The following is a 25,987-nucleotide window of genomic DNA, read 5'->3' as shown; positions in this document are numbered from 1 at the left end:
GCAAACGGGGAGGTTATGTAGGTGGTCGGCTAAAGCGCTCGGTACATGATGTGCAGGCCCACCCGCCCATGCCTGGGATGTTCGTACGCGTCCGGGACCGTGCCGAGAATCGTGAAGCCGAGGGAGGTCCACAGGCCCACGGCCGGGTTGGTCTCGACGACGGCGTTGAAGACCATGCCCCGGTAGCCGTCGGCCTTGGCCGCGGCGAGGATGTGTTCGGCGAGGGCGCGACCGATGCCGCGGCCACCGCTGTCGGGGTCGACCATGAAGCCGGCGTTGGCGATACGGGCCGCAGGACCGCCATAATTGGGAGTGACATAGGCGGAGGCGACGACCGCTCCCCCCTCGCCCTCAACGACATAGACGCGTTTGGCCGGGTTCATCCACAAGGCCCGGGCGGCGTCCTCGGAGGTGTCCGGATCCCACGCATAGGTCTCGCCGGCGGCGACGATCCGACGCCAAAAAGGCCAAATCCGCGGCCAGTCGTCGGCCGCGGCTTCTCTGATCAGCATGGGCGTGAGTCTCGCACGCCCATGCGGTCGGCGATCGCGAAGAGTTCTGCCCCGTCAGTCGACGCTGGGCAGGATGTGGGGCTCGGCGAGGTCGTCCTCGTACCCCGCCAGGCGGATGGGGGCGGACCTGGCCCACACATCGAGACTGCCGATCTCCTTCGACCGGCCACCCGCGCGCTCCGTGCGTTCCTTGGGGCGCTGTTCGCGATTCGTCTTCTCAGGTGTCACCGCGCACTCCTTCTGTGTCGGATCACCCTCGGGGCGGGCCGGCCAGTCTGCGGTCCGGCACCTGACGCCCGCTCGGGTTTTACTCAAAGTCGGTTCGGACGCGGTGGCGCCGGTCACTGGTATGCAAGGCAGGCCGTTGTGCACCGGCTTGTCCCGGGACGGACCGTGGGTGTGGGTTGGGACCCTGTAGTGCTGTCCGTCCGCTACAGACTAACCAAATGAGCGGGTACCCGCTCGATGGGGACGCAAACAAGGTGTAACTATCCGGAGTCAAACGGTATTTACCAGCCCGGCTATTCACCTGTTCGTAACGGAATGCACCGTTTACAAGTCACTCGTTCGGATCAACATCATCTTGCTGCCCGGCGGGGAACCTGAGCACGCCGAGCAGTTCAAGTCCCGTTGGCCGATTCGCAAGGCGGCCATGATCTGCTGCCGTACGGCAACGGCTTGCCCGGCGGGAGGACTGACGCATGGAGCTGCGCAGTGTCGAAGAGCTGATGGATCTGCTGTACGCCTGCCGGGGCACCCCCGACGCCCCGGGCCTCGGGAGCACCCGAGTCGATCTCCACCAACACGCGCTGCAGACCGCCGCTCTGCTGCGCCGCGCCCGCCCCGCCGACAAGGAGCTCCAGGTCGCGGGGCTCGTTCATGCCATCGGCCCCCTGCTCGGCCCGGGCGACATGACCCGCCACCGCGACTGCGCGGCGGACGCGGTGCGACCTCTCCTCGGCGAACGGGTCTCCCGCCTCGTCCGTGGCCAGGTGCGGGCCTTCGACTCCGCCGACGACGACCTGGTCCGCCTGCGCCAGGCCGACGAGGAGGGCCGCGGCGCCGAGTTCGACGCCGGGGTGCTGGAGGACTGGCGCACGGTGCTGGAGCTGGTGGCGGCACGGAACTCCCGGCTCGGGGCTGTTGACTGACGATCCGTCATGAGACCGTACGGCGATGACGTCGTCGTACGGACTTCAGGGCAGAGCCGCCGTCGTCACCGGCGCCACGCGCGGCATCGGGCACGCCGTCGCCCGGCAACTGGCCGCCGCCGGGGCACGGGTGTGCGTGACCGCGCGGGACGCGGACGAGGTGCGGCGCACGGCCGCCGAGCTGGGCGGCGTGGGGGTCGCCGGCAGCGTGGCCGAGCCGGACCATCTGCGGGCGGTGGTGGACCTCGCTCTGCGCGAGTTCGGCCGGATCGACGTCCTGGTGAACAACGCGGCCACCAACCTGCCGTACGGCCCCCTCATGGACGTCGATCCGCGGGCTTGGCGCGAGGCGTTCGCCGTGAACGTCGAGGCGCCCCTGCGGCTCGTGCAGTGCGCCTGGCGGGCCTGGATGGGCGAACACGGCGGCACGGTGATCAACGTCTGCACCGAGGGCGCCGCCCATGTCGGACCCGGCATCGGCGCGTACGGCACCAGCAAGGCGGCCCTCGCCCACCTCACCCAGCAGCTCGCGGGCGAGCTGGCCCCGAAGGTGCGGGTCAACTCCGTCTCCCCCGGGCTCGTCCGCACCGAGATGGCACGGTTCGTGTGGGAGCCGGGTGAGGAGGAGGTGGCGGCCGGGCTGCCGCTCGGCCGGATCGGGGAGCCCGAGGACGTGGCGCGGGCGGTGGTGTGGCTCGCGTCGGACGCGGCGCAGTGGGTGACCGGGGCGGACCTGCTGGTGGACGGGGGGACCCGGGTGCGGGCCGCGTACACCTCCGGGGCGTACGCGGTGCACGAGCGGCTGCGGTCACAGGCGCCGCCGTTCACGCAAGGGTGAGCAGAACGGACCTGGGGGCGCGGGTCTGTACGGACATGCGGCTCCGCCGGGCGGGTGCGACCAACCACTCTCGACCGGCACAGGACCACCGGCGTGAAGCGACTACCACTTACCCGGCGCGTAGTCCTTCAGGAAGACGCCGTACACGTCGTCGCCCGCCTCACCCCGCACGACCGGGTCGTAGACCCGCGCCGCACCGTCGACCAGGTCGAGCGGGGCGTGGAAGCCCTCCTCGGCGAGGCGCAGCTTGTCGAAGTGGGGGCGCTCGTCGGTGATCCAGCCGGTGTCGACCGAGGTCATGAGGATGCCGTCGGTCTGGAACATCTCCTGGGCACTGGTCCGCGTGACCATGTTCATGGCGGCCTTGGCGGCGTTGGTGTTCGGATGGCCCGCGCCCTTGTAGCCGCGGCCGAAGACGCCCTCCATCGCCGAGACGTTCACGACGTACGCACGCCCGCTCGTCGCCTTCTTGGCGGCGTCGGCCATGGCCGGGCGGAGCTTGCTGATCAGGATGAACGGCGCGGTGTAGTTGCACAGCTGGGTCTCGAGGAGCTCCACCGGGGAGATCTGCTCGATGGTCTGCACCCAGGTGTTGGAGTCGACGACGTCGGGCACGAGGCCGCCCGCGTCGATGGCGGTGCCATCGAGGTGCCGGGCGACGCTGGCGTTGCCCGCGACCAGGGCGAGGTCGGCGACCTGCTGGGCGTCGAGGCCGCTGATGCCGACGGGCAGCGCGGCCAGGCCGTCGACCGCGCCGGAGCCGAACGCGCCGATGACGTGGTGGGCGGGGAGTTCACCGGCGGGCAGCGGGGCGCTCTCGCCGTCGACCAGGGCGGCGTAGGCGGAGGGCAGGCGGCGTACGGTCTGCGTCGCGTTGTTGATGAGGATGTCGAGCGGGCCCGCCTCGGCGACCTGGTCGGCGAGGGCCACGGCCTGGGCCGGGTCGCGCAGGTCGATGCCGACGACCTCCAGGCGGTGCATCCAGTCCGCCGAGTCGTCCATGGCCTTGAAGCGGCGGATGGCGTCCTTGGGGAAGCGCGTGGTGATCGTGGTGTGCGCGCCGTCGCGCAGCAGCCTGAGCGCGATGTACATGCCGATCTTGGCGCGGCCGCCGGTGAGCAGGGCGCGCTTGCCGGTGAGGTCGGCCCGGACGTCGCGCTTCTCGCGGTTCAGGCGGGCGCAGTCCGGACAGAGCTGGTGGTAGAAGTAGTCGACTTCCACGTACCGGGTCTTGCAGGTGTAGCAGGAGCGCGGGCGCTGGAGTATCCCCGCGATCTTGCCCTCCTCGGTGACCGACGACGGCAGGATGCCCTCGGTCTCGTCGTCGATGCGCTGGGCGGAGCCGGTCGCCGTGGCCTCCGTGACCGCCTTGTCGTGGGCGGTCTTGGCGGCCCGGCGCTCCTGGCGGCGGCGCTGCTTGACGGTGCGGTAGATGCCCGCGGTGGCCCGGCGCACGGCGATGGCGTCGGGGTGGTCGACCTCCAGCTTGTCGAGTTCGTCGAGCACGCTGAGGCAGACGGCCAGCCGCTCGGGGTCGATGCCGGGGCCGTGGACGACCTCGTCACCGGGCTCGTGCACGACCTCGTGCGTCGTCGCCGAGCCTTCCTCTGTCACCGTCATCGCGCTGCCGTTTCCCTGATCACCCGCGCGGCGCTCCGACCGCGTCCGCTTTCGAACGGGGAATTGTACGGAGCGCCGGGCCGGTCCTCCAAAAACCGGCGGGCGAGCCCGACGAAAGGAGGCCTCAGGGACCGCAGGCGGTGATCAGCTCCGCGACCTCCTCGGACACGGCCCGGGCGAGGACATCGAGGTCCGGTACGGCCTCGGCGTCGGCGACGAGTCCGTAGTGGACGCGTCCGCGGTACGTCGAGACGGCCACCGCGAGGGACTGCCCGCGCGCCAGCGGGGCGAAGGGGTAGACCTCGGTGACGGGGTGGCCGCCGAGCTTCAGGCCGATGCCGGGCAGCGGCACGCTGGTGACCAGGATGTCGAACCAGAGCCGGGCGGCCTGGCCGACCAGCGGCCCGCCGAGCCGGTGCCCGAGCGCCGGCACGTGGTCGGCGAGCAGGGCGACGGCGCCCGCGCCCCGGTTGGGGCCGGCGTCCTTGTTGCGGTCCATCGCGGTACGGACCGTGGCGAGGCGGCGCAGTGGGTCGGGGTCGTCGACCGGAAGCCGTATCAAGTAGCCGGAGAGCCGGTTGCCCTGTGGGTGCGCGGTGCGCGGCCGACGCTTGGAGACGGGAATCAGGGCGCGGGGCGCGACGCCCTCGCTGCCGTCGCCGCGTTCGTCGAGCCAGCGGCGCAAGGCGCCCGCGACGACCGCGATGAGAACGTCGTTGACGGTGCCGCCGACGGCCTTGCGGATCACGTGCACGTCGTCGATGTCGACCACGACTCCGGCGGTACGGCGGGTGCCGCTCGACTCCGCAGTCAGCGCGGACGACGAGCGCACGTCCAAGGTGGACACGGCGACGGAGGCCCCGATGTCGAGGGCCCGGCCCACGTCGGACACGGCGCCGCGCAGCAGCGCGGGCAGCTTGCGCACATCCGGGAGGAGACCGCGCCGGGGCTCCTCGGGGCGAGGCCTGCGCGCGGGCAGGTCCATCGGGTCCAGGACGGCGGCGGCGAGGGTCAGTGCCCTCAGCCCGTCGGCGAGGGCGTGGTGGAACTTGAACAGCACGGCGAAGGACACGCCGTCCTCCCCCGGCAGCACATGCGCCTCCCACGGCGGCCGGCCGCGCTCCAGCGGGCGCTCCATGAGTCGGCCCGCCACCGCCTGGAAGTCGCCGGTCGGGGCGTGCAGCCGGACGTGGTCCATGGGGTCGAAGTCGGGAGCGGGCTCGCGGGCCGCGCCACCGAACGAGAACGGCTGGAGGAGATCCAGCGGCTGCCAGGCGTCGCGGATGCGCATCCGCAGTCCCGGGACGGCGGCGGCGCGGGCGGCGAGCAGGTCGGCAGCATGGGCGCCGGCGGTGGGCGAGTGCGCCGTGAACACACCGAGCGCGCCCAGGTGCATGGGGTGTTCGGCGGACTCGATGTTCCAGAACGCCAGGTCGAGAGGGGCGAGCGGGTCAGAAGTCAATGGCTTGCCTCGCGTCGACGACGGGTGAATCAGAAGTCAATCGCCCTGAAGCGATTACGGTCAAGTACGATCAAGCTACGCTCAGTTAACAGCAGATTAAGTCCCACCCCATACGAAAGGGGCGGGACTCATGGTGCATATGAGGTCACTTCAACACAGGTTGCGGCGCCGGGCATCCCGTGGGAGTCACCCGGGAGGCGTCACGACGAGCACCTCGCGAGCCACCCTCAGCGGCGCCGCGTCCGAGTGTCAGCACGTTCAACGCTTCCCCGCGGAGGCCTCAGTAGCGACGAGGAGCGCCTGCGCCTGCTCGCGGGCATGACCGACGGGGTCCGCGAAGCTGTTCAGGCCATGGGCGACGAGCGCTCCTTCGTGGAGCAGCATGAGCGTCCGGCCCAGACAGTCGGCCCCGTCCGGGGTGATCTCCCTGGCGAGGTCGGTGAACAGGGCGAGCATCCACTGCTTTTGCCCGCTGATGATCGGGTAGGCCGGGTGGGCGGGGTCGCTGATCTCGGCGTGAGCGTTGACCATGCTGCACCCCTTGGAGCTGTACTCCGCCGACCACGCGCGTGCGGCGTCGAAGACGGCTGCCACGCGCGATGCCGCCGAGGCCGGCCGGGCGGCTTCGAGGTGCTGGGCCAGGAAGGCACGCCAGCGTTCGTCACGGTCCGCGAGGTACTCCACGACGATCTGCTCCTTGGAGCCGAAGCGGTCGTAGAGGGTCTTCTTCGTCACCCCGGCCTCGGCGGCGATCAGGTCCACTCCGACGGCATGGATGCCGCGCTCGTAGAACAGCCTCGCGGCGGCCTCCAGGACGCGCCGTGCGGCAGGCGTCATCGTGATGCGTCGCGGCGTTTCGGCAGTGCCCATATCTCGGCAGTATACCGATCTGTATAGTCGGAGGGGTATACCGATCTGTATAGTCGAGCGCCAATGGAGGGCAAGACATGAACTTCCTGCTCTCGATCGCCTTCGTGCTCTGCTGGAGTTCCGGGTTCATCGGGGCCAAGCTCGGCGCGGGCAGTGCGGCTGCGGTCACGATCCTGATGTGGCGGTTCCTGCCGCTGGCCGTCGTGCTGGTCGTCGTCGCCGTCGTCTCCAGAACATCGTGGCGGGGCCTCACGATGCGGGATGTGGGCCGGCAGGCCGTGATCGGCGTGCTGTCGCAGAGCGGCTATCTGCTCACCGTCTACTACGCGATCCAACTCGGGGTCTCCAGCGGCACCACCGCCCTGATCGACGGCGTCCAGCCCCTCGTCGCGGGGGCACTTGCCGGACCGCTGTTGCGTCAGTACGTCTCGCGCAGGCAGTGGGTGGGCCTGTGCCTGGGGGTGAGCGGCGTCGCCGTGGTCACCCTGGCCGATGCGGCGGCCGGCACCGGGGCGGCCTGGTGGGCCTATCTCATTCCCTTCCTCGGCATGTGCGCGCTGGTGGCGGCCACGTTCTTCGAAAGCCGCTCCCGCACGAGCGTCGCGCCCGTGGTGTCGATGACCGTCCACTGCGCCACCAGTGCGGTCGTCTTCACCGCGTTGGCCGTGAGCGCCGGAGCCGCGAAGCCGCCCGCCGAGCTCTCGTTCTGGTCCGCGATCACCTGGCTCGTGGCCTTGTCGACGTTCGGCGGGTACGGGCTGTACTGGCTCATCCTGAGGCGCTCCGGAGTCACCGAGGTCAACACCCTCATGTTCCTCATGGCCCCGGTCACGGCAGTGTGGGGAGCCCTCATGTTCGGCGAACCGTTCGGCGCACAGACCGCCCTCGGCCTGGCCGTCGGCCTGGCAGCGGTCGTCATCGTCCATCGCGGTGACGCCTCATCCACCAGGATGTGCGCGCGAACGATCGAGGTCAGAAGGACGTCTTGTTCCAGTCGTCCGTGACGAGAGCCACGAGGGCTGTCCCGAGTCCGTTGGCCGCCCGCTGCATTACGACACCACCGCCGACGAGGATGTCGCCGTGCCCGGCCCGCTAGGGGGTGTCTTCAAATGTCACGCCCACATCAGGAGCGATGCGAGGGTGACGGCTGCTTGGTAGGACTCGGCGGTCTTCTCGTAGCGGGTGGCGATGCCTCGCCACTGCTTCAAGCGGTTGAAGCAGCGTTCGACCACGTTGCGCCGCTTGTCGAAGGCGGGCGGGCGCCCGCCGCGGTGGCCGCGCCGGAGCCGGTTGCGGATCTGGTCGGAACGTTCCGGGATGGTATGGCCGACACCCCGCCGCCTGAGCCAGGCCCGGATCGCTTTGGAGCTGTAGCCCTTGTCGCCGATGACGTGGTCGGGCCGGACACGGGGCCGTCCCGGCCCGAGGCGGGGCACCCGTATCGCGTCCATCACGGCGGTGAACTGGGTGCAGTCGTTGGTGTTCCCGCCTGTGACGGTGAAGGCGAGCGGTCGTCCCAGGGCATCGCATGCCAGGTGAATCTTGCTGGTCAGGCCGCCTCGGGACCGACCGAGTCCGGGGCTGCCGAGCCCCCTTTTCGGGCCCCGGCAGCGTGCTGGTGGGCACGGACCACGGTTGAGTCGATCGACACGAGCCAGTCGATGTCTCCGGTCGCGTCCGCCCTCGCCTGGGCGGCCTGGAGCATCCGCTCGAACGTGCCGTCCAGGGCCCACCGGCGAAACCGGGTGTGCAGCGTGGCCCACGGACCGTACCGCTCGGGCACGTCCCGCCAAGCCGTCCCCGTACGGAACTTCCACACGATCCCGTTGAGCACGGTGCGGTCGTCCAGCCGCTTCCTGCCCCGCAACGAGGCGGGCAGTAGCGGCCGGACGAACTCCCATTCGGCATCCGACAGTTCATGTCGACGTATCACCCGACCATGATCCACCACTCAAGATCATTTGAAGACACCGCCTAGGACACCCGCTGCCCCTTCCCCAGCGCGATCACCCCGCCCTTGGACACGGTGTACAGCTCCGCGTCCCGTTCCGGGTTGACGCCGATCGTCGCGCCCGGGGGCACCTCGACGTTCTTGTCGAGTACGGCGCCTCGTACCACCGCGCCCCGCCCGATGCGTACGTTGTCGTGCAGCACCGCTCCCTGCACCACGGCCCCGGGGTCGACGACCACTCCCGGTGACAGCACGGACCGGGTGACCTGGCCGCGGATCAGGCATCCGGCGCTGATGATGGACTCGCTGGCCATGCCGCCCGCGTTGAAGCGGGCCGGGGAGAGCTGGCCCGAGTGGGTGTAGATGGGCCAGCTGCGGTTGTAGAGGTTGAAGGCGGGGCGCTCGGCGATCAGGTCCATGTGGGCGTCGTAGTACGCGTCCAGGGTGCCGACGTCCCGCCAGTAGCCCCGGTCACGGTTGGTCTCGCCGGGGACGTGGTTGGCACTGAAGTCGTACAGCTGGGCCTCGCCCCGTTCGGTGAGCTGGGGCAGGATCGAACCGCCCATGTCGTGCACGGAGTTCTCGTCCTCGGCGTCCCGCTGGAGCGCCTCGACGAGTGTCTTGGTGGTGAAGAGGTAGTTGCCCATCGAGGCGAAGACGGTCTCCGGGTCGTCCGGGAGGCCGGGCGGGTCGGCGGGCTTCTCCAGGAAGCGGTCCACGCTCAGACCGTCCGAGCCGGGGCTGATCACACCGAAGGACGACGACTCGCTCCGTGGTACGCGGATGCCCGCCACCGTCACGCCCGCGCCGCCCTCGATGTGCTGGGCGAGCATCTGACGCGGGTCCATGCGGTACACGTGATCGGCGCCGAACACCGCGACGTACTCGGGGCGTTCGTCGTAGATCAGGTTCAGGGACTGCAGGATCGCGTCCGCGCTGCCCAGGTACCAGCGCGGGCCGAGACGCTGCTGTGCCGGGACGGGCGTGACGTAGTTGCCGAGCAGGCTGGACATGCGCCAGGTCGTGGTGATGTGCCGGTCCAGCGAATGCGACTTGTACTGCGTGAGGACGCAGATGCGCAGGATGTCGGCGTTGACGAGGTTGGACAGGACGAAGTCGACCAGGCGATACGTTCCGCCGAAGGTGACCGCGGGTTTCGCGCGGTCCGCGGTCAAGGGCATCAGGCGCTTGCCTTCTCCGCCCGCGAGTACGATTCCGAGCACCGAAGGTCCGCCACGACGCATGGCCGCTCCCCTCACCGTGGTTGATGCCAGCCTGCCCCTGTGCAGCGCGCGCTAAGCCTGTTTGAGGATCTCCCCGTAGAGCCGCACCGTCCGCCGCGCCACCGCGTCCCAGCCGAACTCCCCCACCGCGCGCTCCCGTCCGGCCTCGCCCATCCGGCGGGCCGTCTCCGGGTCGCCGATCACCGAGTCCAGCGCCCGCGCAAGGCCGGCCTCGAAAGCCTCGGAGTCGTCGTCCAGCGGGACGAGCAGGCCCGTCTTGCCGTCGTCGACGACCTCGGGAATGCCGCCGACCTGCGAGGCCACCACGGGAGTTCCGCAGGCCATCGCCTCCAGGTTGACGATGCCGAGGGGCTCGTACACCGAGGGGCAGACGAACACGGCGGCGTGCGTGAGGAGTTGGATCACTTCCGGGCGTGGCAGCATCTGCGGGATCCAGTGCACGCCCTCGCGGACCCGGCTGAGCTCCTGATAGAGGTCGCGGAACTCCTGGTCGATCTCGGGGGTGTCGGGCGCGCCTGCGCACAGGACGACCTGCGCGGCGGGGTCGATGTCACGTACCGCGCGCAGCAGATGGGGCACGCCCTTCTGGCGGGTGATGCGGCCGACGAACAGCACGTACGGGCGGTCGGCGTCGAGGCCGAAGCGCGCGAGGACGTCGGTGCGGTGGTCGGGCCGGTAAAGGGCGGTGTCGATGCCGTTGTGGACGAGGTGGACCTTGGCCGGGTCCAGCGTCGGATAGCAGCTGAGGATGTCCTCGCGCATGGCCCCGGAGACGGCGACGACCGCGTCGGGGGTCTCGATCGCGGTGCGCTCGGCCCAGCTCGACAGGGCGTATCCGCCGCCGAGTTGCTCAGCCTTCCAGGGGCGCAGGGGCTCCAGCGAGTGGGCGGTCATCACATGCGGGATGCCGTACAGGAGCTTGCCGAAGTGGCCGGCGAGGTTGGCGTACCAGGTGTGGGAGTGGACGAGTTCGCGGCCCTGGAGGCCGGCGGCCATGGCGAGGTCCACCGAGAAGGTGCGCAGCGCGTCGTTGGCGGTGTCCAGCGCGGACCAGGGGCGGTGGCGTTGCACGCCCACCCCTCGGCCTTCGCCCCAGCAGTGCACCTCAAGGTCGACGAGATCCCTCAACTCCCGGGCCAGGAACTCGACATGGACGCCCGCGCCGCCGTACACATCCGGCGGGTACTCCCGGGTCAGTAGTCCCACACGCACCCGGAACCCCCTGTTCTCAGCGGCTGGTTGCCCTTTCATGGTCACCCAGATGGGGCGCGTGGGGAAGAGCGCGGGGGTCGTGTGAAGCAACAGTCACCGCACACGCCGCCGCCCGGCACGCGGTAGTAGAGGCAGCAACTGCGGCGCCGGAACGCGGTTCCGGTGAGGGTGCCGGTGCCGGCGAGGAGGGGGTGACCGAGGAGTTCGGCGGTCAGGGCGCGGGCCCGGGCGGCGGTCTGGGTACGGCCGCCGGTGCGCGCCCACTGGTCCAGTTGCCGGGCCGCTCCCGCGAGGGCGGATCCGGCGTTGCCCCACAGCAGGCCCTCCGCGACGGGGTACCGGGCACGCACGGCGGCGGTCAGTGGCTGAAGGTGGCCGTGCACGACGACGTCGGCGAGGGTCGCGGGATCCGCCGGGAGCGAGCGCACCTCGGTGAGCCACAGGTCGTCGGGGGCGCTGCCGTCGGGGTCCCAGTGCAGCAAGCGCGGGTCGAGGTCGGGGACGCTGCCGTACAGGGCGGCGCAGCCGAGCGTCACCGACCACAGGCGGGCCGCGAGTCCCTGCTGGGCCACGGAGGCGGCGATCCGCAGCTCGGGGGCGCGCAGGGCGTTGGCGACTTTCCGGACGCGGAAGCCGAGGGGATTTCCCTGGGGGGCCGACGGGGGTTCCGCGTACGCCTGCGCCAGGGTCGCCAGTGGCTGAAGTGCTGCCCCTGTGGTGCGTAGTACGAAGAAGCCGCCGAGCGGGCGGAGCGCGGCGAGATCGGGGTCGAGGTCCACGAAGAGCAGTAGTACCAAGGCCCGTCGGGGTTATCACCTGGGGGTCTCCACCCCGGGTCACCCGCCTTGGGGATGAGACCGCCGCCGTAATACTCCATCGGCAGTACGACACAGTGCGTGCTCTGGTACGACGACGGGAAGAGCTTTTCGAGGCATCGTGTTGATTATGGAAGCCGACCGATCGCCGCGCCGGGGTCACCGTCCCCGCCTCACGCAGAGGAGCAGCTCATGAGCGCCCTCGCGTTGTCCGTGCTCCTGTCGCTCATCTCCGCGGTCGCGTACGCGGGCGGGGCGATCGTACAGGAGCGTGTCGCGGTGTCCTCCCCGGGTCAGCAGTTCGCGCCGATGCGCCGGCCCGGCTGGTGGGCGGCGATCGCGCTGAACGGCCTCGGCGGTCTGCTGCACGTGGTGGCGCTTGCTTTCGGTCCGCTGAGCCTGGTGCAGCCGCTCGGTGCCCTGACGATCGTGTTCGCGCTGCCGATGGCGGCGCTGTTCGTGGGCCGCAAGGCCGGGTCGACGGCCTGGCGGGGCGCGATCATGGCGACCGTGGGTCTCGCCGGGCTGCTGTCCCTGGTCGGCTCCTCCGAGTCGCGGTCGCTGGCCACGGCCGAGCGGGTGGGCGTGGCTCTGGTGACCGGCGGCCTCGTCGTGACGCTGATGATCGCGGGCCGGGCGGCCCACCGCCACCCGGCGGTGCGCAGCATGCTGCTCGCGACCGGCTCCGGCATAGCCTTCGGCATGTCCTCGGTGTTCACGAAGGTCGTCGCGGTCGACTGGAACGGCGGGGTGTCCGCGGCCGACCTGCCGACCCTGGCCACGATAGGCGTCTTCGCCACGGCCGGTCTGTGTCTGTCCCAGGCCGCCTACCGAGGCGCGGGCCTCGCGGCGCCGCTGGCCACCCTGACGGTCGTGAACCCCGTCGTGGCGGCCGCGGTCGGCATCACGATGTTCGGCGAAACCTTCCGCTACGGCACCACGGGCACCCTGCTCGCCCTGGGCTGCGGCGTGGTGGCGGCGGGTGGCCTGATCCTGCTGACGACGGAGCGGATCGCGCGTACGGAGGCGGGGGCCGAGCGGGTCCTGCCCGAGCCGACGCTGCCGGCCGTGGTTCCGGTGCACGCCGAGGAACTGCTCGCGGGCGTACCGGAGCAGGCCGGGACGATGCCGCGCGAGGAGATCCTCGTACCCGGCGTGGAGGAGCCCCTCGTACCGGACCGGATCGAGGGCATCCTCATATCGACCCAGGTCGCGGAGGGCGCCTACGAGGGCGGCGAGCCGCCGCACCCCGAGGGCAACCCCCCGAACCTCTACGGCCCCTTCTACGGGGGCCCGTACGTCCCGACGCCCGTCATCGACCGGCACCGCATCCGCGTCAAATCCTGACGCCACCGGCCCGGAGATAGGCCACCGGGTCGATGTCCGCGCCGAAACCGGGCCCCGTCCGCACCTCGAAGTGCAGATGCGGGCCCGTGCTGTTGCCCGTGGACCCGGAGCGGCCGATGCGCTGGCCGGCTCCGACCGACTGCCCGGCCTTCACGGAGATGGCCGAGAGGTGGGCGTACTGGCTGTAGCGGCCGTCGGTGTGCCGGATCACCACCTGGTAGCCGAAGGAGCCGCCCCACCCCGCTTCGACCACCTGGCCGGCCCCGACGGACTTCACGGACGTACCGGTCGGGACGGGGAAGTCGACGCCGGTGTGGTAGCCCTTCGACCAGGACGAACCGGCCTTGCGGTACGGAGTGCCCGTGGGGGAGCCCACCGGGGCTACCAGCGAGCGACTGACCGTGGCGGACTGCTTCTCCCGGCCGGCGGCTTCGCGGTCGGCGGATTGCCGGCCCGAAGAGGTCTTCTCGGGCGAGGACGTGGCGGGGGAGGCCGGTCTGGTCGTGGTCGGGGCGGCCTTGCCGCGCACCGCGAGCCGCTGACCGGGCAGGATCAGGTCCGGATCCGCGCCGATGGCCGTCCGGTTCGCGGCGTACAGCCCCCGCCAACCGCCCTTGACCTTCTCCGACTCGGCGATCCCCGAGAGTGTGTCGCCGCGCACGACGGTGTACATCTCGGCCGTGCCGGCCCGCGACTGGGGCGTGGTCTGCGGCTGGACGTCCTGGACCGAGGTCTTCTTGGTGGTGGTGCCGGCGGGGTGGATGTCGGGAGTGTCGCCGCCGTCGCCGCCCGGGGTCAGCCCGGCCCGTACCGAGCACAGCGGCCAGGCGCCCGGCCCCTGGCCGTCCAGCACCTTCTCCGCGACGGCGATCTGCTGGTCCTTGCTGGCCAGATCCGCCCGCGCCGCGTACCGCGTGCCGCCGTACGCCTCCCACGTCGACTGGGCGAACTGCAGTCCGCCGTAGAAGCCGTTGCCGGTGTTGACGTGCCACCGGCTGGTCGACTCGCACGCGGCGACCTTGTTCCAGGTGTCCACGTCGGCCGCCTGCGCGGCACCCGCGCCGATGAGCGGGAGCGCCATCCCGGCACCGCCCGCGGTGACGGTGAGTGAGGCGCGATTGATCCTGTTCGGCTGGTATCGGCGGTGCCGACCGCGTACGGCCATGACGGAGCCCCCCATTGACATGCGTCAGGAGGGGCAAAAGTAAGCGCTGCGAACAGGCCATGACAAGACGGCAATTCAGCCGCCTGTTCACGCCAAGTGGCGAGGAATCGGCGCACGTTGCCGGGCGCCCGGTGCGGCTGAGTGCGCCGGGGCCTTCTGTGCGTATCTGCCTGCGCGACATAGCGCCACCCGGATGTGCGGTCGGAGTACCGGCACGTCAGGATGGACGATGGGGCAATACTGGCGGGCATGACCGGCACCGCTGATATATCGAGGTCACTAGGAGCCAACGCATGAGCACTTCGGCGCAGATCGGCGTCACGGGTCTCGCGGTCATGGGCCGCAATCTCGCCCGCAACTTCGCCCGCAACGGCTATACGGTCGCGGTGCACAACCGGACGCCGGCGCGTACGCGGTCGCTGGTGGAGGAGTTCGGGAGCGAGGGCGAGTTCATCGCGGCCGAGACCGCCAAGGAGTTCGTGGCGGCGCTGGAGCGGCCGCGGCGCCTGGTCATCATGGTCAAGGCCGGTGAGCCGACCGACGCGGTGATCCAGGAGTTCGCCCCGCTCCTGGAGCCCGGTGACATGATCATCGACGGTGGCAACGCGCACTTCGCCGACACCCGGCGCCGCGAGCGCGATCTGCGCGAGCAGGGCATCCACTTCGTCGGCATGGGCGTCTCGGGTGGCGAGGAGGGCGCGCTGCACGGGCCCAGCATCATGCCGGGTGGCCCGAAGGAGTCGTACGACTCTCTCGGCCCCATGCTGGAGAAGATCTCGGCGAAGGCGGCGGACGGGGCGCCCTGTGTGACGCACGTCGGTCCGGACGGTGCCGGGCACTTCGTGAAGATGGTCCACAACGGCATCGAGTATGCCGACATGCAGCTCATCGGCGAGGCCTACCAGCTGCTGCGGGACGTCGCCGGGTACGAGCCGGCGCAGATCGCGGAGATCTTCCGGACCTGGAACACGGGTCGGCTGGACTCCTACCTGATCGAGATCACGGCCGAGGTGCTGTCGCACGTGGACGCGGCGACGGGCAAGCCGTTCGTGGACGTGGTGGTCGACCAGGCGGAGCAGAAGGGCACGGGGCGGTGGACCGTGCAGATCGCACTGGACCTGGGCGTGCCCGTGTCCGGGATCGCGGAGGCCGTCTTCGCCCGCTCCCTGTCCGGGCACGCGGCGCTGCGGGACGCGTCCCGCGGGCTGGCCGGGCCCAAGGCGTCGCCGCTGAGCGAGGCGGAGGCGGGGGCGTTCGCCGACCGGGTGGAGCAGGCGCTGTACGCGTCCAAGATCGTGTCGTACACGCAGGGCTTCCACGAGATCGACGCGGCTCGCGCGGAGTACGACTGGGACATCGACCTGGGCGCCGTCTCGGCCATCTGGCGCGGCGGCTGCATCATCCGCGCGGCGTTCCTGGACCGGATCCGCGCGGCGTACGACGCCCGGCCCGACCTGCCGAGCCTGCTGTCCGACGACACGTTCGCGCAGGAGATCGCCGCGGCGCAGGACGACTGGCGTGAGGTGATCATCGCGGCGACCCGCCAGGGCGTTCCGACGCCGGGCTTCGCGGCGGCCCTCGCCTACTACGACGCTCTGCGCGCCGAGCGGCTGCCTGCGGCGCTCACCCAGGGGCAGCGGGACTTCTTCGGGGCGCACACGTACCGGCGGACCGACCGGGAGGGCTCGTTCCACACGCTGTGGGGCGGGGACCGGTCGGAGGTGGCCGGCTGAGCACTCGGCAGTCGGTCGTATCGCGACCGCGGGGGCGTGGGGACTGGTCGCACGTATGCGGCGGAGCCGCATATCGGCACAGCCCCACGCCCTTGGCGGTGGTGGCTGCGGTCAGGTCAGCGGTGGACCTGGCTCAGGATTCGGTACCGGCTCCGGTCCCGGGGGGATCGGGGACGGGGAGGGCTCCGGGGGCGGGGTCGGGCTCGGCGGTGACGGTGCGGGCGGGGGCGGCCCCGGCACGGGGGGCGGGCCCGGCGTCGGAGACGGCCCCGGTGTAGGCGGTGGCCCCGGGGTCGGAGGCGGGCCGGGCGTCGGAGGTGGTTCGGGGGTCGGCGGCGGCTCCGGGGTCGGGACCGGGTGTGGCTTCGGCGGCTCCGGGCCCGGCGTCGGGTCCGGGTGGACGGGGTCCGGGTGGACGGGGTCCTGGTAGGGGTTCGTCATGGCGTCCTCCAGCCAATCGGTGCGGGTCGGCTCTGGACTACTCCCCCGCGTACCCGACGGCCGCGCCGCCAGTCACTCACCCGCGTCACTGCGGGCGCCCAGGTGGGCCTACCGCTGGTACAGAGCCTGAGCTCCCGCCGCCAGCCCCGGGCGGGGGCTGGACAGTACGGGCACCGTTGTCGTGGCCAGCCGCTGGGCCCGGGCGAGGGAGACCTGGGCGAGGACGATCGCGTCGGCGTCCGTGACCTCGTCCGCCGCGGATGCCACCAGGCGGGCGCAACCGTCGACGTCCCCCGCCTCGAAGCGCTCCCACGCGCCCTCGACGAGGCGGGTCCGCACGGCGACGGGGCGCCCCGCACGGCGGGCCTCCTCCTCGATCAAGGACACCGTCGGACCGAGCGTGCTCTCCACCGTGGCCAGGACCACGGCACGGGCCCCCTCGGCCACCGCGGCGGCCGCCATCGGACGGTCCACGCGCAGCACCGGCACCCCGGCCTCGGCGGGGGCCTCCTCCGCGATGCCGCCGATGGTCGAGCAGGTGCACAGCACGGCCCGCGCACCGTCGGCCTTCCGCAGCGCGTCCCGGACATCGTCCACGACGGCTTCGGGGCCCTCCCGGCGGGCCCGGGCCAGCAGCTCCTCGTCGACGAAGTGCCGCATTTCCAGGCCCGGATGGTCTTCGTCGCGCAGTGCCTCGAAGACGGGGACGTGCAAGGGCGAGGTGTGCAGAAGGGCGAGCATCAGAACCTCCCCGGGTGTGCCCGCAGCCAGTCCTGCGCCGCCTCCAGCAGCCCCGGGTCGGTCACCGGGGCCTCGTCGGGGTGGCGCTCGGCCCACTTCACGACGTACGGGCACAGCGGCGCGACGACGACTCCCTCGCGCGCCGCCGTGCCGTACAGCTCGCGCGCCAGGGAGCCCGCGATGCCCTTCCCCTCGTGGGCCGGCTCCACGATGGTGTGGACGGGGACGAGGGCGCGCGCCGGGGATTCGAGGACGAAGTACTCGATGCGGCCGACCACTTCGTCACCCTGGAGCGCCTCCAGGCGTCCGGCCGGCCGGTCGTCGCGGATCTCGATGTCGCTCATGGCGCGCTCCTGGGTCCGTCTTCCGTCTGAAGATGCGTGACGTCCGAAGACGCGTGACGTCTGAGACTTCGGGGCGTCAGGCCGTCGGGACGGCCTGCGGGCTGCGCTCCTGGTCGGAGCCAGGCACCGGCTCGGACGGGTCGGCGCCCAGCGCCACGATCCGGTTGGCGCCGTCCACATGCACGACCCGCGGCTCGAACTCCCGCGCCTCGGCGTCGGTCATCTGAGCGTAGCTGATGATGATCACCAGGTCGCCGGGGTGGACGAGATGAGCGGCGGCACCGTTGATCCCGACGACCCCCGAGCCGCGCTCGCCCTCGATGACGTAGGTCTCCAGGCGGGCGCCGTTGGTGATGTCCACGATGTGGACGAGCTCGCCGGGCAGTAGGTCGGCTGCATCGAGCAGGTCCGCGTCGATGGTCACCGAACCCACGTAGTGCAGGTCGGCCTGGGTGACGGTGGCGCGGTGGATCTTGGACTTGAACAGAGTACGCAGCACTTTGGACTCCTGAAAGACGGCTCCCCGCCAGCTTTCTGCAGGTCAGGGGCGCCCAACACTGTACATGGTCGTGCCCTCGACTCGAAGACCTTCAAGAAGATCGTGCATTGCTATGACCTGGCTTCCCGCCTGCACGTTTCTGCGCCGCCCAGGCTGTCGGGGAGCCTCCGAGCAGGCGTGTGTGCGAAGCGCCGCATGGACTGATGCTGACTTGCCCCGGGCCTTTTCGGTACGGGCCCTGATACGCGACCGGCGTCAGGCCCACACCTTGTACTCGTCAGCGAAGTACGGCCACTCCGGAGCCGAAGCACCCGCCCCCATCGACGGCCGCCCACACGTAATCTCGGTGACTGGCATGGACCCGGAAACCTGCCGCGCCAGCGGCGCGTACGAGGCAGCGGGCCCTACCGTCTCCGCTGCCAGCCGCGCCGACCGGAGCTGTGCGGTGACGGCGCAGGTCAGGCCTTCGATGCGGACGTCGGTGGCGTCCAGGCGCAGCTCGATGCCCTCGGCCTTGCAGAACGGCGGCCCGCTGACTGCCCTACCACCGCTGTGATCTTGGCCTTCGGCGCTGACCCGCAACTGCCAGGATTTTCCTTTCTTTCCTCGAAAGCAACGGCCTGCTCAACCCGTTGCTGCGCCATGCGATCGCGCGGGTCAGGGAGTCCGAGGCCGTAAGGCTCGAACTGGCCACCGCGTGTGTTCCCGTACGCCTGGCCGGTGCCCTGCGCCGACTTGTGGATGCGGCTTCGACGAATCAGCCGGCGGTCAGTGTCCGGCTGACTCAGGAAGAGCTCTCCCAGACGGGAAGAGGGCTGGTTGGAGGCGGATCCGGGCGGCGGACTCCTGATCCAGGACATCACATCGCTCGCGGCCCACGCCCGCAGCACGATGTGACCGGCTGCACCCGGGTGGTGCCCAGTAGTGGGCACCAGAGCGCGCCCGGGCCGATCAGCATGGCGCACTCGATTCCTCCGTCGTGACCGAAAGGTCGGCGACAGCATGCCCCTTGCCCCACCTTCGTCCGTCGACGTGCCTCCGGACCAGGCGCTCCTGGCCGTGGACATGCAGGGCTACAGCCAGATTCCGGAAGCGAAGATGGCACCCGTCCGTTCGGACCTGGACGACGTCCTCACCAATGTGCTGGCCCACGTTGGTCTGCCGGACCCACGAGACCGGCCCGGTGCATTCAAGGACACCGGTGACGGCGCCATCTTCGTCATGCCGGCCAAGGACATCGCACTCTCAGAGGCGGCCCTCCGGCGGACCGTCCGTGTGGGACGCACGCCGGACCTCGACGAGGAACACTTCCTCCGCGCCACGGCGCGGGTGCATGGCAAGGAGTTCGAGGAGCCGTGCTGGCTGTTCGTACCCCAGATGACACCGCGAACCCTCGCCCCGCTTATCAACCCGGAGCCGCTCGGGGGTGGGGGTGGAACGGCTGCGCCGATCTCGTCGGCACCGCAGGGCCCGTACGCGAGGCGCGGGGCCCGGTGCCCCGCGCCGGACGTGCGGGGCGGCGCGGGGCGGGGACTCCGGGCGCTCAGGCCGTGCGTTCCAGGGTGTAGTGGCGCCGCAGCTCCTCGACGTGCGCGAGGACGGCCGGGTCGGCCGCGGCGCGCGCGATGTCGGTCATCGTCCGCCACACGAAGCTTTCGCCGCCGTCGGAGCGGAAGTGCCGTTTAATGACGATGCTGAAGACCTCGTTGACCGTCTCCGGCGTGAGAATGTCGGCGAGCCGCATCAGGCCGGCGTGCTCGGCGTCGGTGAGCGGCGGGCGCTTCAGCGTGCGGTCGGCGGGGATCCCGGCGTCGGGTCCCGCGCCCCGGACCGTGGTCAACGGCTTGGGGGACGGCACGTCCACGAAGTCGAACATCAGGTGCACGCGTTCCTGGGAGGAGAGCACCGCCACCGAGTGGATCTCCGAGGCGTCGAGGAACCACACTTCGCCCCGGCGCATGCGGAAGACGGTGTCGCCCTCGTTGAAGAAGCAGTCCTCGTTGGTGACGAGGGGGATGTGCATGCGGTGGGCGTTGCGGGTCTCGTCGGCGAGGTCGGCGAGTTCGAGCAGGTCCCGGTGCGGGATGATCACGCTGTTCTGCACCTTCGCCAGGCGTACGAAGTTGAGCCGGTCCAGGTCGGCGACGCTCTCGATCAGTTCCCGAAGGTAGGGCAGCTGGTCGGCGAACTCGGTGAAGGCGGCGGGCCGTTCGTGGTCGTAGTGGGTGACCACGCCGTCACCGGCGTCCCCGCCCCGGGCCCAGAGCATGCAGCTTTTCCAGGCGCCGCCGAAGACGTAGTCGCTGTACGCCTCCGACCACGTCAGCGAGTCGCTCTGTTCGAGGTCCTTGGTGAGCCGGTCGTCGTCGAGGGGGGTGTCCCCCACGTAGTGGGTGCGCATCGGATCAAACAGTCCTTCTGTGTCGGAACCGGTTTTCTCCTGGGACGGCGGTCGGGTCTCCCCCACCGGCCCGGTCAGGTGCCGCGGTGCCCGTCGAGGTCTTCGGCGACCTTCTCCAGCACGTCCTCGCTCCCCTTGAAGGGCTCGTCGGGCCGGGGCCACTGCACGACGAGGTCCGTGATGCCGGCCTCGGCGAAGCGGCCCGCCGCGTCGAAGAACGCCGCCGGCGAGTCGAGGACGCCACCGACGGTGGGGCCGGCGACGAGCAGCCGGGAGACGGTGGACGGGTCGCGGCCGACCTCCACGCAGGCCTTCTCCAGCGCCTCCACCTGCTGTCGCAGGACGGGCAGGGCCTCTTCGTAGGGTGCGTCGGCGAACCGGTTGGGCTCGCCGGTGGTGACCCAGTACGAGGCGTGCCGGGCCGCCACGCGCATGCCGCGCGGCCCGGACGCGGCGACCGCGAAGGGGACCCGGGGCTGCTGCCGGCACAGGGGCTGGGAGTGCACCTCGTCCGCGAGGTAGTAGCGGGCGTCGAACGTGGTCACCGGCTGCGTCAGGAGCCGGTCGGTCAGCTCGACGTACTCGGCGAACCGTTCGGTGCGCTCGCGCCGGCTCCAGGAGGAGCGGCGGGTCATGCGGGAGTCGAAGCCCTCCGCACCGGCGCCGAGGCCGAGGATGAGACGGCCGTCGGAGATGTCGTCGAGGCCGGTGACGTCCTTGGCGAGGTGCACCGGGTGGCGCAGGTTGGGCGAGGCGACCAGCACGCCGAGGCCGATGCGCTCGGTCTCCACGGCCGCCGCGGTCAGCGTCGGGACCATGGTGAACCACTCCTTGGCCCGGAACGCACGCCAGTTGAGGTGGTCGTAGGTCCAGGCGTGGTCGAACCCCATCTGCTCGGCCCTGAGCCACTTGTGCCGCGCCGTGCGCCAGCGGTCCTCCGGGACGATCATGATGCCGAATCTCATCGGTGCCCCTCTTCGGGCTGGCCCGGGTCGATGTTGAAGTTGAAGCGGAAGAGGTTCTGCGGGTCCAGGCGCCGTTTGAGGTCGACCAGGCGCCGCCACCGCTGCCCGTAGGCCGCGCGGACGCCGTCGCTGCCCTCGTCGTTGAGGAAGTTGACGTACTGGCCGACCGCGTAGGGCGCCATCGCCTCGCTGAAGTCCCGCACCCAGCCGACGTGCCGTTCCCGGTCGCCTCGGCCGGGCTCCCACGCGCCGAACATGTTGATGTTGTGGCCGGCGTGCCGGGGGCCGAAGGCGGTGCCGGTGTCGGGCACCCGGCCGATCGCCCCGCCGAGGTGGTAGATGGGTACGGCCGCCAGCGGCGAGGTGATCCGCGACGCGTGTTCGACGACGGTGTCGATGACCTGGTCGTCGAGCGTGCCGAAGTCCACCGACCGCCAGTAGTACTCCTTGCCCGGCGGTGAGGTGCGGTCGACCATCTGCTGCAGGTCCACGTACGGCATGGGCGCGACCGAGTCGAGCAGCGCGGGCCCGAACTCGCGTAGCGGGCGCAGGAACTCGGCGCCCTCCTCCGGGTCGGCGCCGGACCAGCACACGTTGAGGGCCACGACCGGAGAGCCGTGCAGGTGCTCGGGGACGGCGGCCACCGGCGGGCACAGCCGGAGGTTGAGGATCGTGCCGAGTTCGTCGGGGGCCTCGGCGATGAGGTCGCGGTAGCGGGTGAGGAACCGCGGTGCGCCATCGAGCGGATGGATGATCATCCCGCCCAGGACGGTCGGACCGACCTCGTGCAGGCGGAAGCCGAACCGCACCACGACCCCGAAGTTGCCGCCGCCGCCGCGCAGTCCCCACAGCAGCTCGGGGTCCGTGGTCTCGTCGACCCGCAGGAGGCTGCCGTCGGCGGTCACCACGTCGGCTTCCACCAGGTTGTCCACGGTGAGTCCGCAGCGGCGCATGAGGTGGCCGATGCCGCCGCCGAGGGCGAGTCCGCCGACGCCGGTCTCGCTGACGATGCCGCCCGTGGTCGCCAGTCCGTGCGCCTGACTGGCCCCGTCGACGTCCTGCCACAGCGCTCCACCCTGCACGTGCGCCAGCCGGCGCTCGGTGTCGATCTCGACGGACCGCATCCGGCGCAGGTCGACGGTCAGGCCGCCGTCGCAGGTGCCGTGGCCGGCGACGCTGTGGCCGCCGCCGCGCACCGCGACGGGCAGTCCGCGTTCGGCGGCGAAGGTGACGGCGGCCCGCACGTCCGCCACGTCGGCGCAGCGCGCGATCAGCAAGGGGCGCCGGTCGATGTCGGCGTTCCAGACCTGGCGGACCTCGTCGTAGCGCGGGTCGGCGGGAGTGATGAGATCGCCGTGCAACGCGCCGGCGAGTTTGTCCGTGTCGCCGGTCGTCAGGGTGTCCAAAGCCGTCGTCCCTCCAGTCCTAGTCCCGCGCTGACGGGATCGTCGTCTTGCGGATCGTCGCGGCCACGTCCCGCAGCGTGTCGTGCATCAGCCGGGTCGGGTCGGGTTCGACCCCGAGGGTCGCCCGGCACTCGTCGCGCAGCCGGAAGGTGAGCAGCGAGTGGCCGCCCAACTCGACGAACGTGTCCAGCACGCTGATCGAGGACCGGCCGAGGACCTGGTGGTAGATGCGGACGAGGGCTGCTTCGAGTTCGTCGGCGGGCGGCTCGACGGGCCTTTCCCGCTCGGTGATTTCCTGCCAGATCTTGATCAGTTCGCCCTGGTCGATCTTGCCGTTGACCGTCGCCGGAAGGTAGTCGACCGGCACCACCCGGTCCGGGCGCATCTGCGCGGGCAGCACCTCGGCGGCGTGGGCGAGCACCGCCGCGGGGTCCAGGTCCGCGGCACAGCCCTGGCCGGCGGGCACGACGAAGGCGAGCAGGCGCAGCGGCTGCCCGTGGGCGAGCACCGCGCAGTCGCCGACGGCGGGGTGCGCGGCGAGCACCGACTCGACCTCACCGGGCTCGATGCGCAGCCCCCGGATCTTGACCTGCCGGTCGATGCGGCCGAGGTGCTCCAGCGCGCCGTCCGGTCGGTAGCGGACGAGGTCGCCGGTGCGGTACATCCGCGAGCCGGGCGGGCCGTAGGGGTCCGCGACGAACCGCTCCGCGGTCTGGGCGGCCTGCCCCCAGTAGCCGTCCGCGAGGCCGATCCGCCCGCTGATGTATGCCTCGCCGGGCGTGCCGACGGGTACGAGGTCGAGGTTGGAGTCGAGGACGGTCACCCGGAAGTTGTCGGCGGGGCAGCCCACGGGGACGGTGCCGGCGACCGAGCCCGCGTCGACGACGTTGTCGGTGACCGGCCCGGCCTCGGTCGGGCCGAAGGCGTTGACGAGTTCGCTGCCGGGCAGGACGGCGGCGAAGGACTCGGGGATGCGGGGACTCATCGGCTCGCCCCCGCACACCACCCACTTCAGCGCCTTCGGCGCGGCCTCGGCCAGTTCCTCCAGGTAGGCCGTCATCATCGTCGGCACCAGGAAGATCAGCGAGACGTCGTGGTCGCGGGTGAGCCGGGCCAGGTGGCGCGGGTCCCGTTCGCCGCCGGGTCGGCAGATCACCAGCCGGGCACCGTGGTAGAGCGGCCAGAACAGCTCCCAGATGGAGATGTCGAACCCCGGTGAGGCCTTGAACATCGCCGTCTCGCCGGGGCGGTACGGGTACTGCCGCTGCATCCAGAAGATGTTGGCGAGGGTGCCCGCGGTGCGGGAGACGACGCCCTTGGGCCGGCCGGTGGTCCCCGAGGTGTACAGGATGTGCACCAGTCCGGGGCCGCCGTCGACGGCGGGGTTCGTCACCGGGTGGCCGGTGCCCAGCTGCTCCGTGCCAACGTCGTGGATCTGCCAGGCGCCGTCGGGCAGATGACCGCGGCAGGCCAGGTCGGTGAGCACCAGCCGGGGTTCGGCGTCGGCGAGGATGAGGGCGATGCGCTGATCCGGCAGGTCCGCGTCGAGGGGCACGTAGGTGGCGCCGGTCTTGACCGCCGCGTAGACCGCGACAACCTGGGGGATGCCGCGGCGCAGGCAGATCCCGATCCGGGTGCCGGGGCCCGCGCCGAGCGCCCGCAGGTGGTGGGCCAGCCGGTTCGCCCGCTCGTTGAGTTCCCGGTAGCTGACGGTGGTGCCGTCCTCGTCCTGGAGGGCGACCGCGTCCGGGGTGCGTTCGGCCTGCTCCTCGAATGGGCCGGCCATCGTGCGGTACCGGATCACCGGCTCCTGGTGCGGGTTGAGACCGTGGAGGATCCGTTCGCGTTCCTCCGGCCCCACCAGCGGATGGCTGAGCATCGGTGCGTCCGGGTCGTCCGTCAGGCCGGTGAGCAGCCGGCAGAAGGCGTGCGCCCAAGCCTGCGTGGTGGGCACGTCGGACGCGTCGGTCATGGACTCGACGTACAGGTTCCGGCCGCTCGCGCTGATCAGCATGCTCACGGCGACCGGGTGGTCCTCGCCGGGGTCCGCGGCGGGCGGTGCCTCGGTCTGGGAGGCCTGCCTCAGCGCGTCGCGGAAGCTCATCGCCGCGTCCGGGGTGTCGGGCCGGGGCAGGACCGCCTCGGCCTCCTGCTGGGTGACCCGGACCCGGCAGTCCGTTCCGGGGTGCGGCAGCCGCCGGGCGAGGACGCCGGCGCACAGGGACAGCGCGGCGAACTCGTCGACGCCGGCCGCCTCGGCGAGGGAGCGCAGGGTGTCCAGCGCGCCCGCCGGCACGGCGATCGGCCCGATGCAGTCGGTCCTGGCGAGCAGCCCCTTCACGACGCGGTCCCTTCCAGGAGTGCGCATGCGTAGAAGCCCGGCGCCAGGGACTGCGCGAGGTATGTCTGCCCGGCGCGGACGCCGACGCGCTCGTGGTAATCGGCCAGGTTGATCACCCAGTCGGCGTTGCCGCAGTGTCCGTAGGCGGCGAGTGTCTCGGTGAAGTGCAACCGGTCCGGCGGCAATCCGACCGAGGTCGCGTTGAACAGCGTCAGCGGCTTGTACAGGTTCGCGGCGAATACCCGGGCCAGCCGGCCTCGTTGCCGTCGGCCGGCGCGCAGGGCCCCCGCCAGCGCGCGGTCAGCGACGGTCTTGCGGGACGCGAACGAGTCCTGGCCGCGCAGGCCGTCCGGGTCCACCTTGACGGCGGACGAGACGAGCCGGACCAGCCCGGGGTCGTGCCGGGTGAGCGTGCAGGCGACCGCGGCGTCCCCGAACAGGGCGTAGGGGCGGACCCGGTCACGGTCGTCCGGCACGAAATCCAGGGCGACCATGACCACGTGCGTCACGTCCGGATCCGCGAACAGGTCCCGCGCGTGCCGCAGTGCCGTGAGCGAGCTGCAGCACCGCTGGTAGGACACCAGGTGCGGGACGCAGTCGTCCAGGCCGCAGGCGAGCAGCACCTGATCGGCGAAGTCGGATGGCAGCAGGGCGAGCGTCGGGTCACTGGTGGCGATGACGAGGTGGCCGACGTCCGCGGGCCGCGCCCCCGAACCGCTCATGCTGCGGCGCACAGCCTCGACGACGTGGTCGACCACCGGACGGTTCATCTTCCGGTAGGTGCTGCAGCCCATGTCGGCGAAGTCCGTGCCGAACGACGCGGTCTGCCACAGGGCGTCGAAGCCGGGGATGTTCTCCGGCTTGTTCTCCAGGTCGCCGAAGACGCACGCGAACGACCCGATGCCGACATTTTCGAGATCCGAGATCAT

General features: G+C 71.1%; 23 protein-coding genes and 1 pseudogene. 5 read left to right on the top strand and 19 right to left on the bottom strand.

Annotation, left to right across the window (positions count from 1 at the left end):
* Positions 1-29: 29 nt before the first annotated feature.
* Together AB5J49_RS42580 and AB5J49_RS42575 are read right to left on the bottom strand one after the other, a co-directional pair.
* On the bottom strand, positions 30-512 hold the full coding sequence (locus tag AB5J49_RS42580) for an N-acetyltransferase family protein (protein WP_369174232.1): 483 nt from the start codon (positions 510-512) through the stop codon (positions 30-32).
* 54 nt (positions 513-566) lie between these two features.
* Positions 567-740: a hypothetical protein gene (locus tag AB5J49_RS42575; protein WP_274246761.1), complete on the bottom strand. Its 174-nt coding sequence runs from the start codon at positions 738-740 to the stop codon at positions 567-569.
* Between the two features lie 473 nt (positions 741-1,213).
* Between AB5J49_RS42575 and AB5J49_RS42570 the strand changes: the two genes are divergently transcribed.
* Both AB5J49_RS42570 and AB5J49_RS42565 read left to right on the top strand, forming a co-directional pair.
* A complete protein-coding gene (locus AB5J49_RS42570; RefSeq protein ID WP_369174231.1) occupies positions 1,214-1,663 on the top strand; it encodes a hypothetical protein in 450 nt (149 codons plus the stop codon).
* Positions 1,664-1,688: 25 nt separating this feature from the next.
* Entirely contained in the window at positions 1,689-2,501 is an 813-nt protein-coding gene (locus AB5J49_RS42565; protein WP_369174230.1) for an SDR family oxidoreductase, read from the top strand.
* Positions 2,502-2,603: 102 nt separating this feature from the next.
* Here AB5J49_RS42565 and AB5J49_RS42560 read toward each other — a convergent pair whose 3' ends face one another.
* From AB5J49_RS42560 to AB5J49_RS42550, 3 genes are all read right to left on the bottom strand, one after another.
* Positions 2,604-4,121: an SDR family NAD(P)-dependent oxidoreductase gene (locus AB5J49_RS42560; protein WP_369174229.1), complete on the bottom strand. Its 1,518-nt coding sequence runs from the start codon at positions 4,119-4,121 to the stop codon at positions 2,604-2,606.
* A gap of 124 nt (positions 4,122-4,245) precedes the next feature.
* Positions 4,246-5,583 carry a wax ester/triacylglycerol synthase family O-acyltransferase gene (locus AB5J49_RS42555; RefSeq protein ID WP_369174228.1) on the bottom strand — a complete coding sequence of 446 codons (1,338 nt, stop codon included), beginning with the start codon at positions 5,581-5,583 and terminating at the stop codon, positions 4,246-4,248.
* A gap of 258 nt (positions 5,584-5,841) precedes the next feature.
* The gene (locus tag AB5J49_RS42550; RefSeq protein ID WP_369174227.1) at positions 5,842-6,453 is read right to left on the bottom strand and encodes a TetR/AcrR family transcriptional regulator; all 612 of its coding nucleotides are present in this window, start codon (positions 6,451-6,453) and stop codon (positions 5,842-5,844) included.
* 77 nt (positions 6,454-6,530) lie between these two features.
* On the opposite strand from AB5J49_RS42550, the gene AB5J49_RS42545 reads away from it, so the two are divergent.
* Entirely contained in the window at positions 6,531-7,457 is a 927-nt protein-coding gene (locus AB5J49_RS42545; protein WP_369174226.1) for a DMT family transporter, read from the top strand.
* Between the two features lie 108 nt (positions 7,458-7,565).
* On the opposite strand, the pseudogene AB5J49_RS42540 reads toward AB5J49_RS42545, so the two are convergent.
* The 4 genes and pseudogenes from AB5J49_RS42540 to AB5J49_RS42525 all read right to left on the bottom strand — a co-directional run bounded on the left by AB5J49_RS42540 (position 7,566) and on the right by AB5J49_RS42525 (position 11,657).
* A pseudogene (locus tag AB5J49_RS42540) lies at positions 7,566-8,383 on the bottom strand (IS5 family transposase).
* 44 nt (positions 8,384-8,427) lie between these two features.
* Entirely contained in the window at positions 8,428-9,648 is a 1,221-nt protein-coding gene (glgC, locus tag AB5J49_RS42535; RefSeq protein WP_369174225.1) for a glucose-1-phosphate adenylyltransferase, read from the bottom strand.
* A gap of 51 nt (positions 9,649-9,699) precedes the next feature.
* The gene (glgA, locus tag AB5J49_RS42530; protein ID WP_369174224.1) at positions 9,700-10,860 is read right to left on the bottom strand and encodes a glycogen synthase; all 1,161 of its coding nucleotides are present in this window, start codon (positions 10,858-10,860) and stop codon (positions 9,700-9,702) included.
* A 41-nt stretch (positions 10,861-10,901) separates the two neighbouring features.
* Positions 10,902-11,657, bottom strand: a complete 756-nt coding sequence (locus tag AB5J49_RS42525) for a (2Fe-2S)-binding protein (protein WP_369174223.1) — start codon at positions 11,655-11,657, stop codon at positions 10,902-10,904.
* A gap of 210 nt (positions 11,658-11,867) precedes the next feature.
* Here AB5J49_RS42525 and AB5J49_RS42520 point away from each other — a divergent pair, with 210 nt between their 5' ends.
* Positions 11,868-13,022: a DMT family transporter gene (locus tag AB5J49_RS42520; RefSeq protein ID WP_369174222.1), complete on the top strand. Its 1,155-nt coding sequence runs from the start codon at positions 11,868-11,870 to the stop codon at positions 13,020-13,022.
* On the opposite strand, the gene AB5J49_RS42515 is transcribed toward AB5J49_RS42520, so the two are convergent.
* Positions 13,012-14,187, bottom strand: coding sequence for a transglycosylase family protein (locus tag AB5J49_RS42515; protein ID WP_369174221.1), 1,176 nt, complete (start codon positions 14,185-14,187; stop codon positions 13,012-13,014). The genes AB5J49_RS42520 and AB5J49_RS42515 overlap by 11 nt on opposite strands.
* 293 nt (positions 14,188-14,480) lie before the next feature.
* Between AB5J49_RS42515 and gndA the strand changes: the two genes are divergently transcribed.
* A complete protein-coding gene (gndA, locus tag AB5J49_RS42510; RefSeq protein ID WP_369174220.1) occupies positions 14,481-15,920 on the top strand; it encodes an NADP-dependent phosphogluconate dehydrogenase in 1,440 nt (479 codons plus the stop codon).
* A 549-nt stretch (positions 15,921-16,469) separates the two neighbouring features.
* Here the strand turns inward: gndA and AB5J49_RS42505 are convergent.
* From AB5J49_RS42505 to AB5J49_RS42465, 9 genes are all read right to left on the bottom strand, one after another.
* Entirely contained in the window at positions 16,470-17,102 is a 633-nt protein-coding gene (locus tag AB5J49_RS42505) for an aspartate/glutamate racemase family protein (RefSeq protein ID WP_369174219.1), read from the bottom strand.
* Entirely contained in the window at positions 17,102-17,446 is a 345-nt protein-coding gene (locus AB5J49_RS42500) for a GNAT family N-acetyltransferase (RefSeq protein WP_369174218.1), read from the bottom strand. The genes AB5J49_RS42505 and AB5J49_RS42500 overlap by 1 nt, the downstream gene beginning before the upstream one ends.
* Before the next feature lie 76 nt (positions 17,447-17,522).
* Entirely contained in the window at positions 17,523-17,945 is a 423-nt protein-coding gene (gene panD / locus AB5J49_RS42495; protein ID WP_369174217.1) for an aspartate 1-decarboxylase, read from the bottom strand.
* 255 nt (positions 17,946-18,200) lie between these two features.
* Positions 18,201-18,527, bottom strand: coding sequence for a hypothetical protein (locus tag AB5J49_RS42490; RefSeq protein WP_369174216.1), 327 nt, complete (start codon positions 18,525-18,527; stop codon positions 18,201-18,203).
* 961 nt (positions 18,528-19,488) lie between these two features.
* Complete coding sequence (locus AB5J49_RS42485) at positions 19,489-20,346, bottom strand: aspartyl/asparaginyl beta-hydroxylase domain-containing protein (protein WP_369174215.1); 858 nt, start codon at positions 20,344-20,346, stop codon at positions 19,489-19,491.
* 74 nt (positions 20,347-20,420) lie between these two features.
* Positions 20,421-21,311 carry an LLM class flavin-dependent oxidoreductase gene (locus tag AB5J49_RS42480; RefSeq protein ID WP_369174214.1) on the bottom strand — a complete coding sequence of 297 codons (891 nt, stop codon included), beginning with the start codon at positions 21,309-21,311 and terminating at the stop codon, positions 20,421-20,423.
* Complete coding sequence (locus AB5J49_RS42475) at positions 21,308-22,717, bottom strand: FAD-binding oxidoreductase (protein ID WP_369174213.1); 1,410 nt, start codon at positions 22,715-22,717, stop codon at positions 21,308-21,310. The genes AB5J49_RS42480 and AB5J49_RS42475 overlap by 4 nt, the downstream gene beginning before the upstream one ends.
* A 19-nt stretch (positions 22,718-22,736) precedes the next feature.
* Complete coding sequence (locus tag AB5J49_RS42470) at positions 22,737-25,085, bottom strand: amino acid adenylation domain-containing protein (RefSeq protein ID WP_369174212.1); 2,349 nt, start codon at positions 25,083-25,085, stop codon at positions 22,737-22,739.
* Entirely contained in the window at positions 25,055-25,987 is a 933-nt protein-coding gene (locus AB5J49_RS42465) for a hypothetical protein (RefSeq protein ID WP_369174211.1), read from the bottom strand. Before AB5J49_RS42465 ends, AB5J49_RS42470 begins: the two co-directional genes overlap by 31 nt.

Origin of the sequence: Streptomyces sp. R28, assembly GCF_041052385.1 — a bacterium.
GTDB lineage: Bacteria > Actinomycetota > Actinomycetes > Streptomycetales > Streptomycetaceae > Streptomyces.
This window is presented reverse-complemented; position numbering and strand designations above follow the sequence as displayed.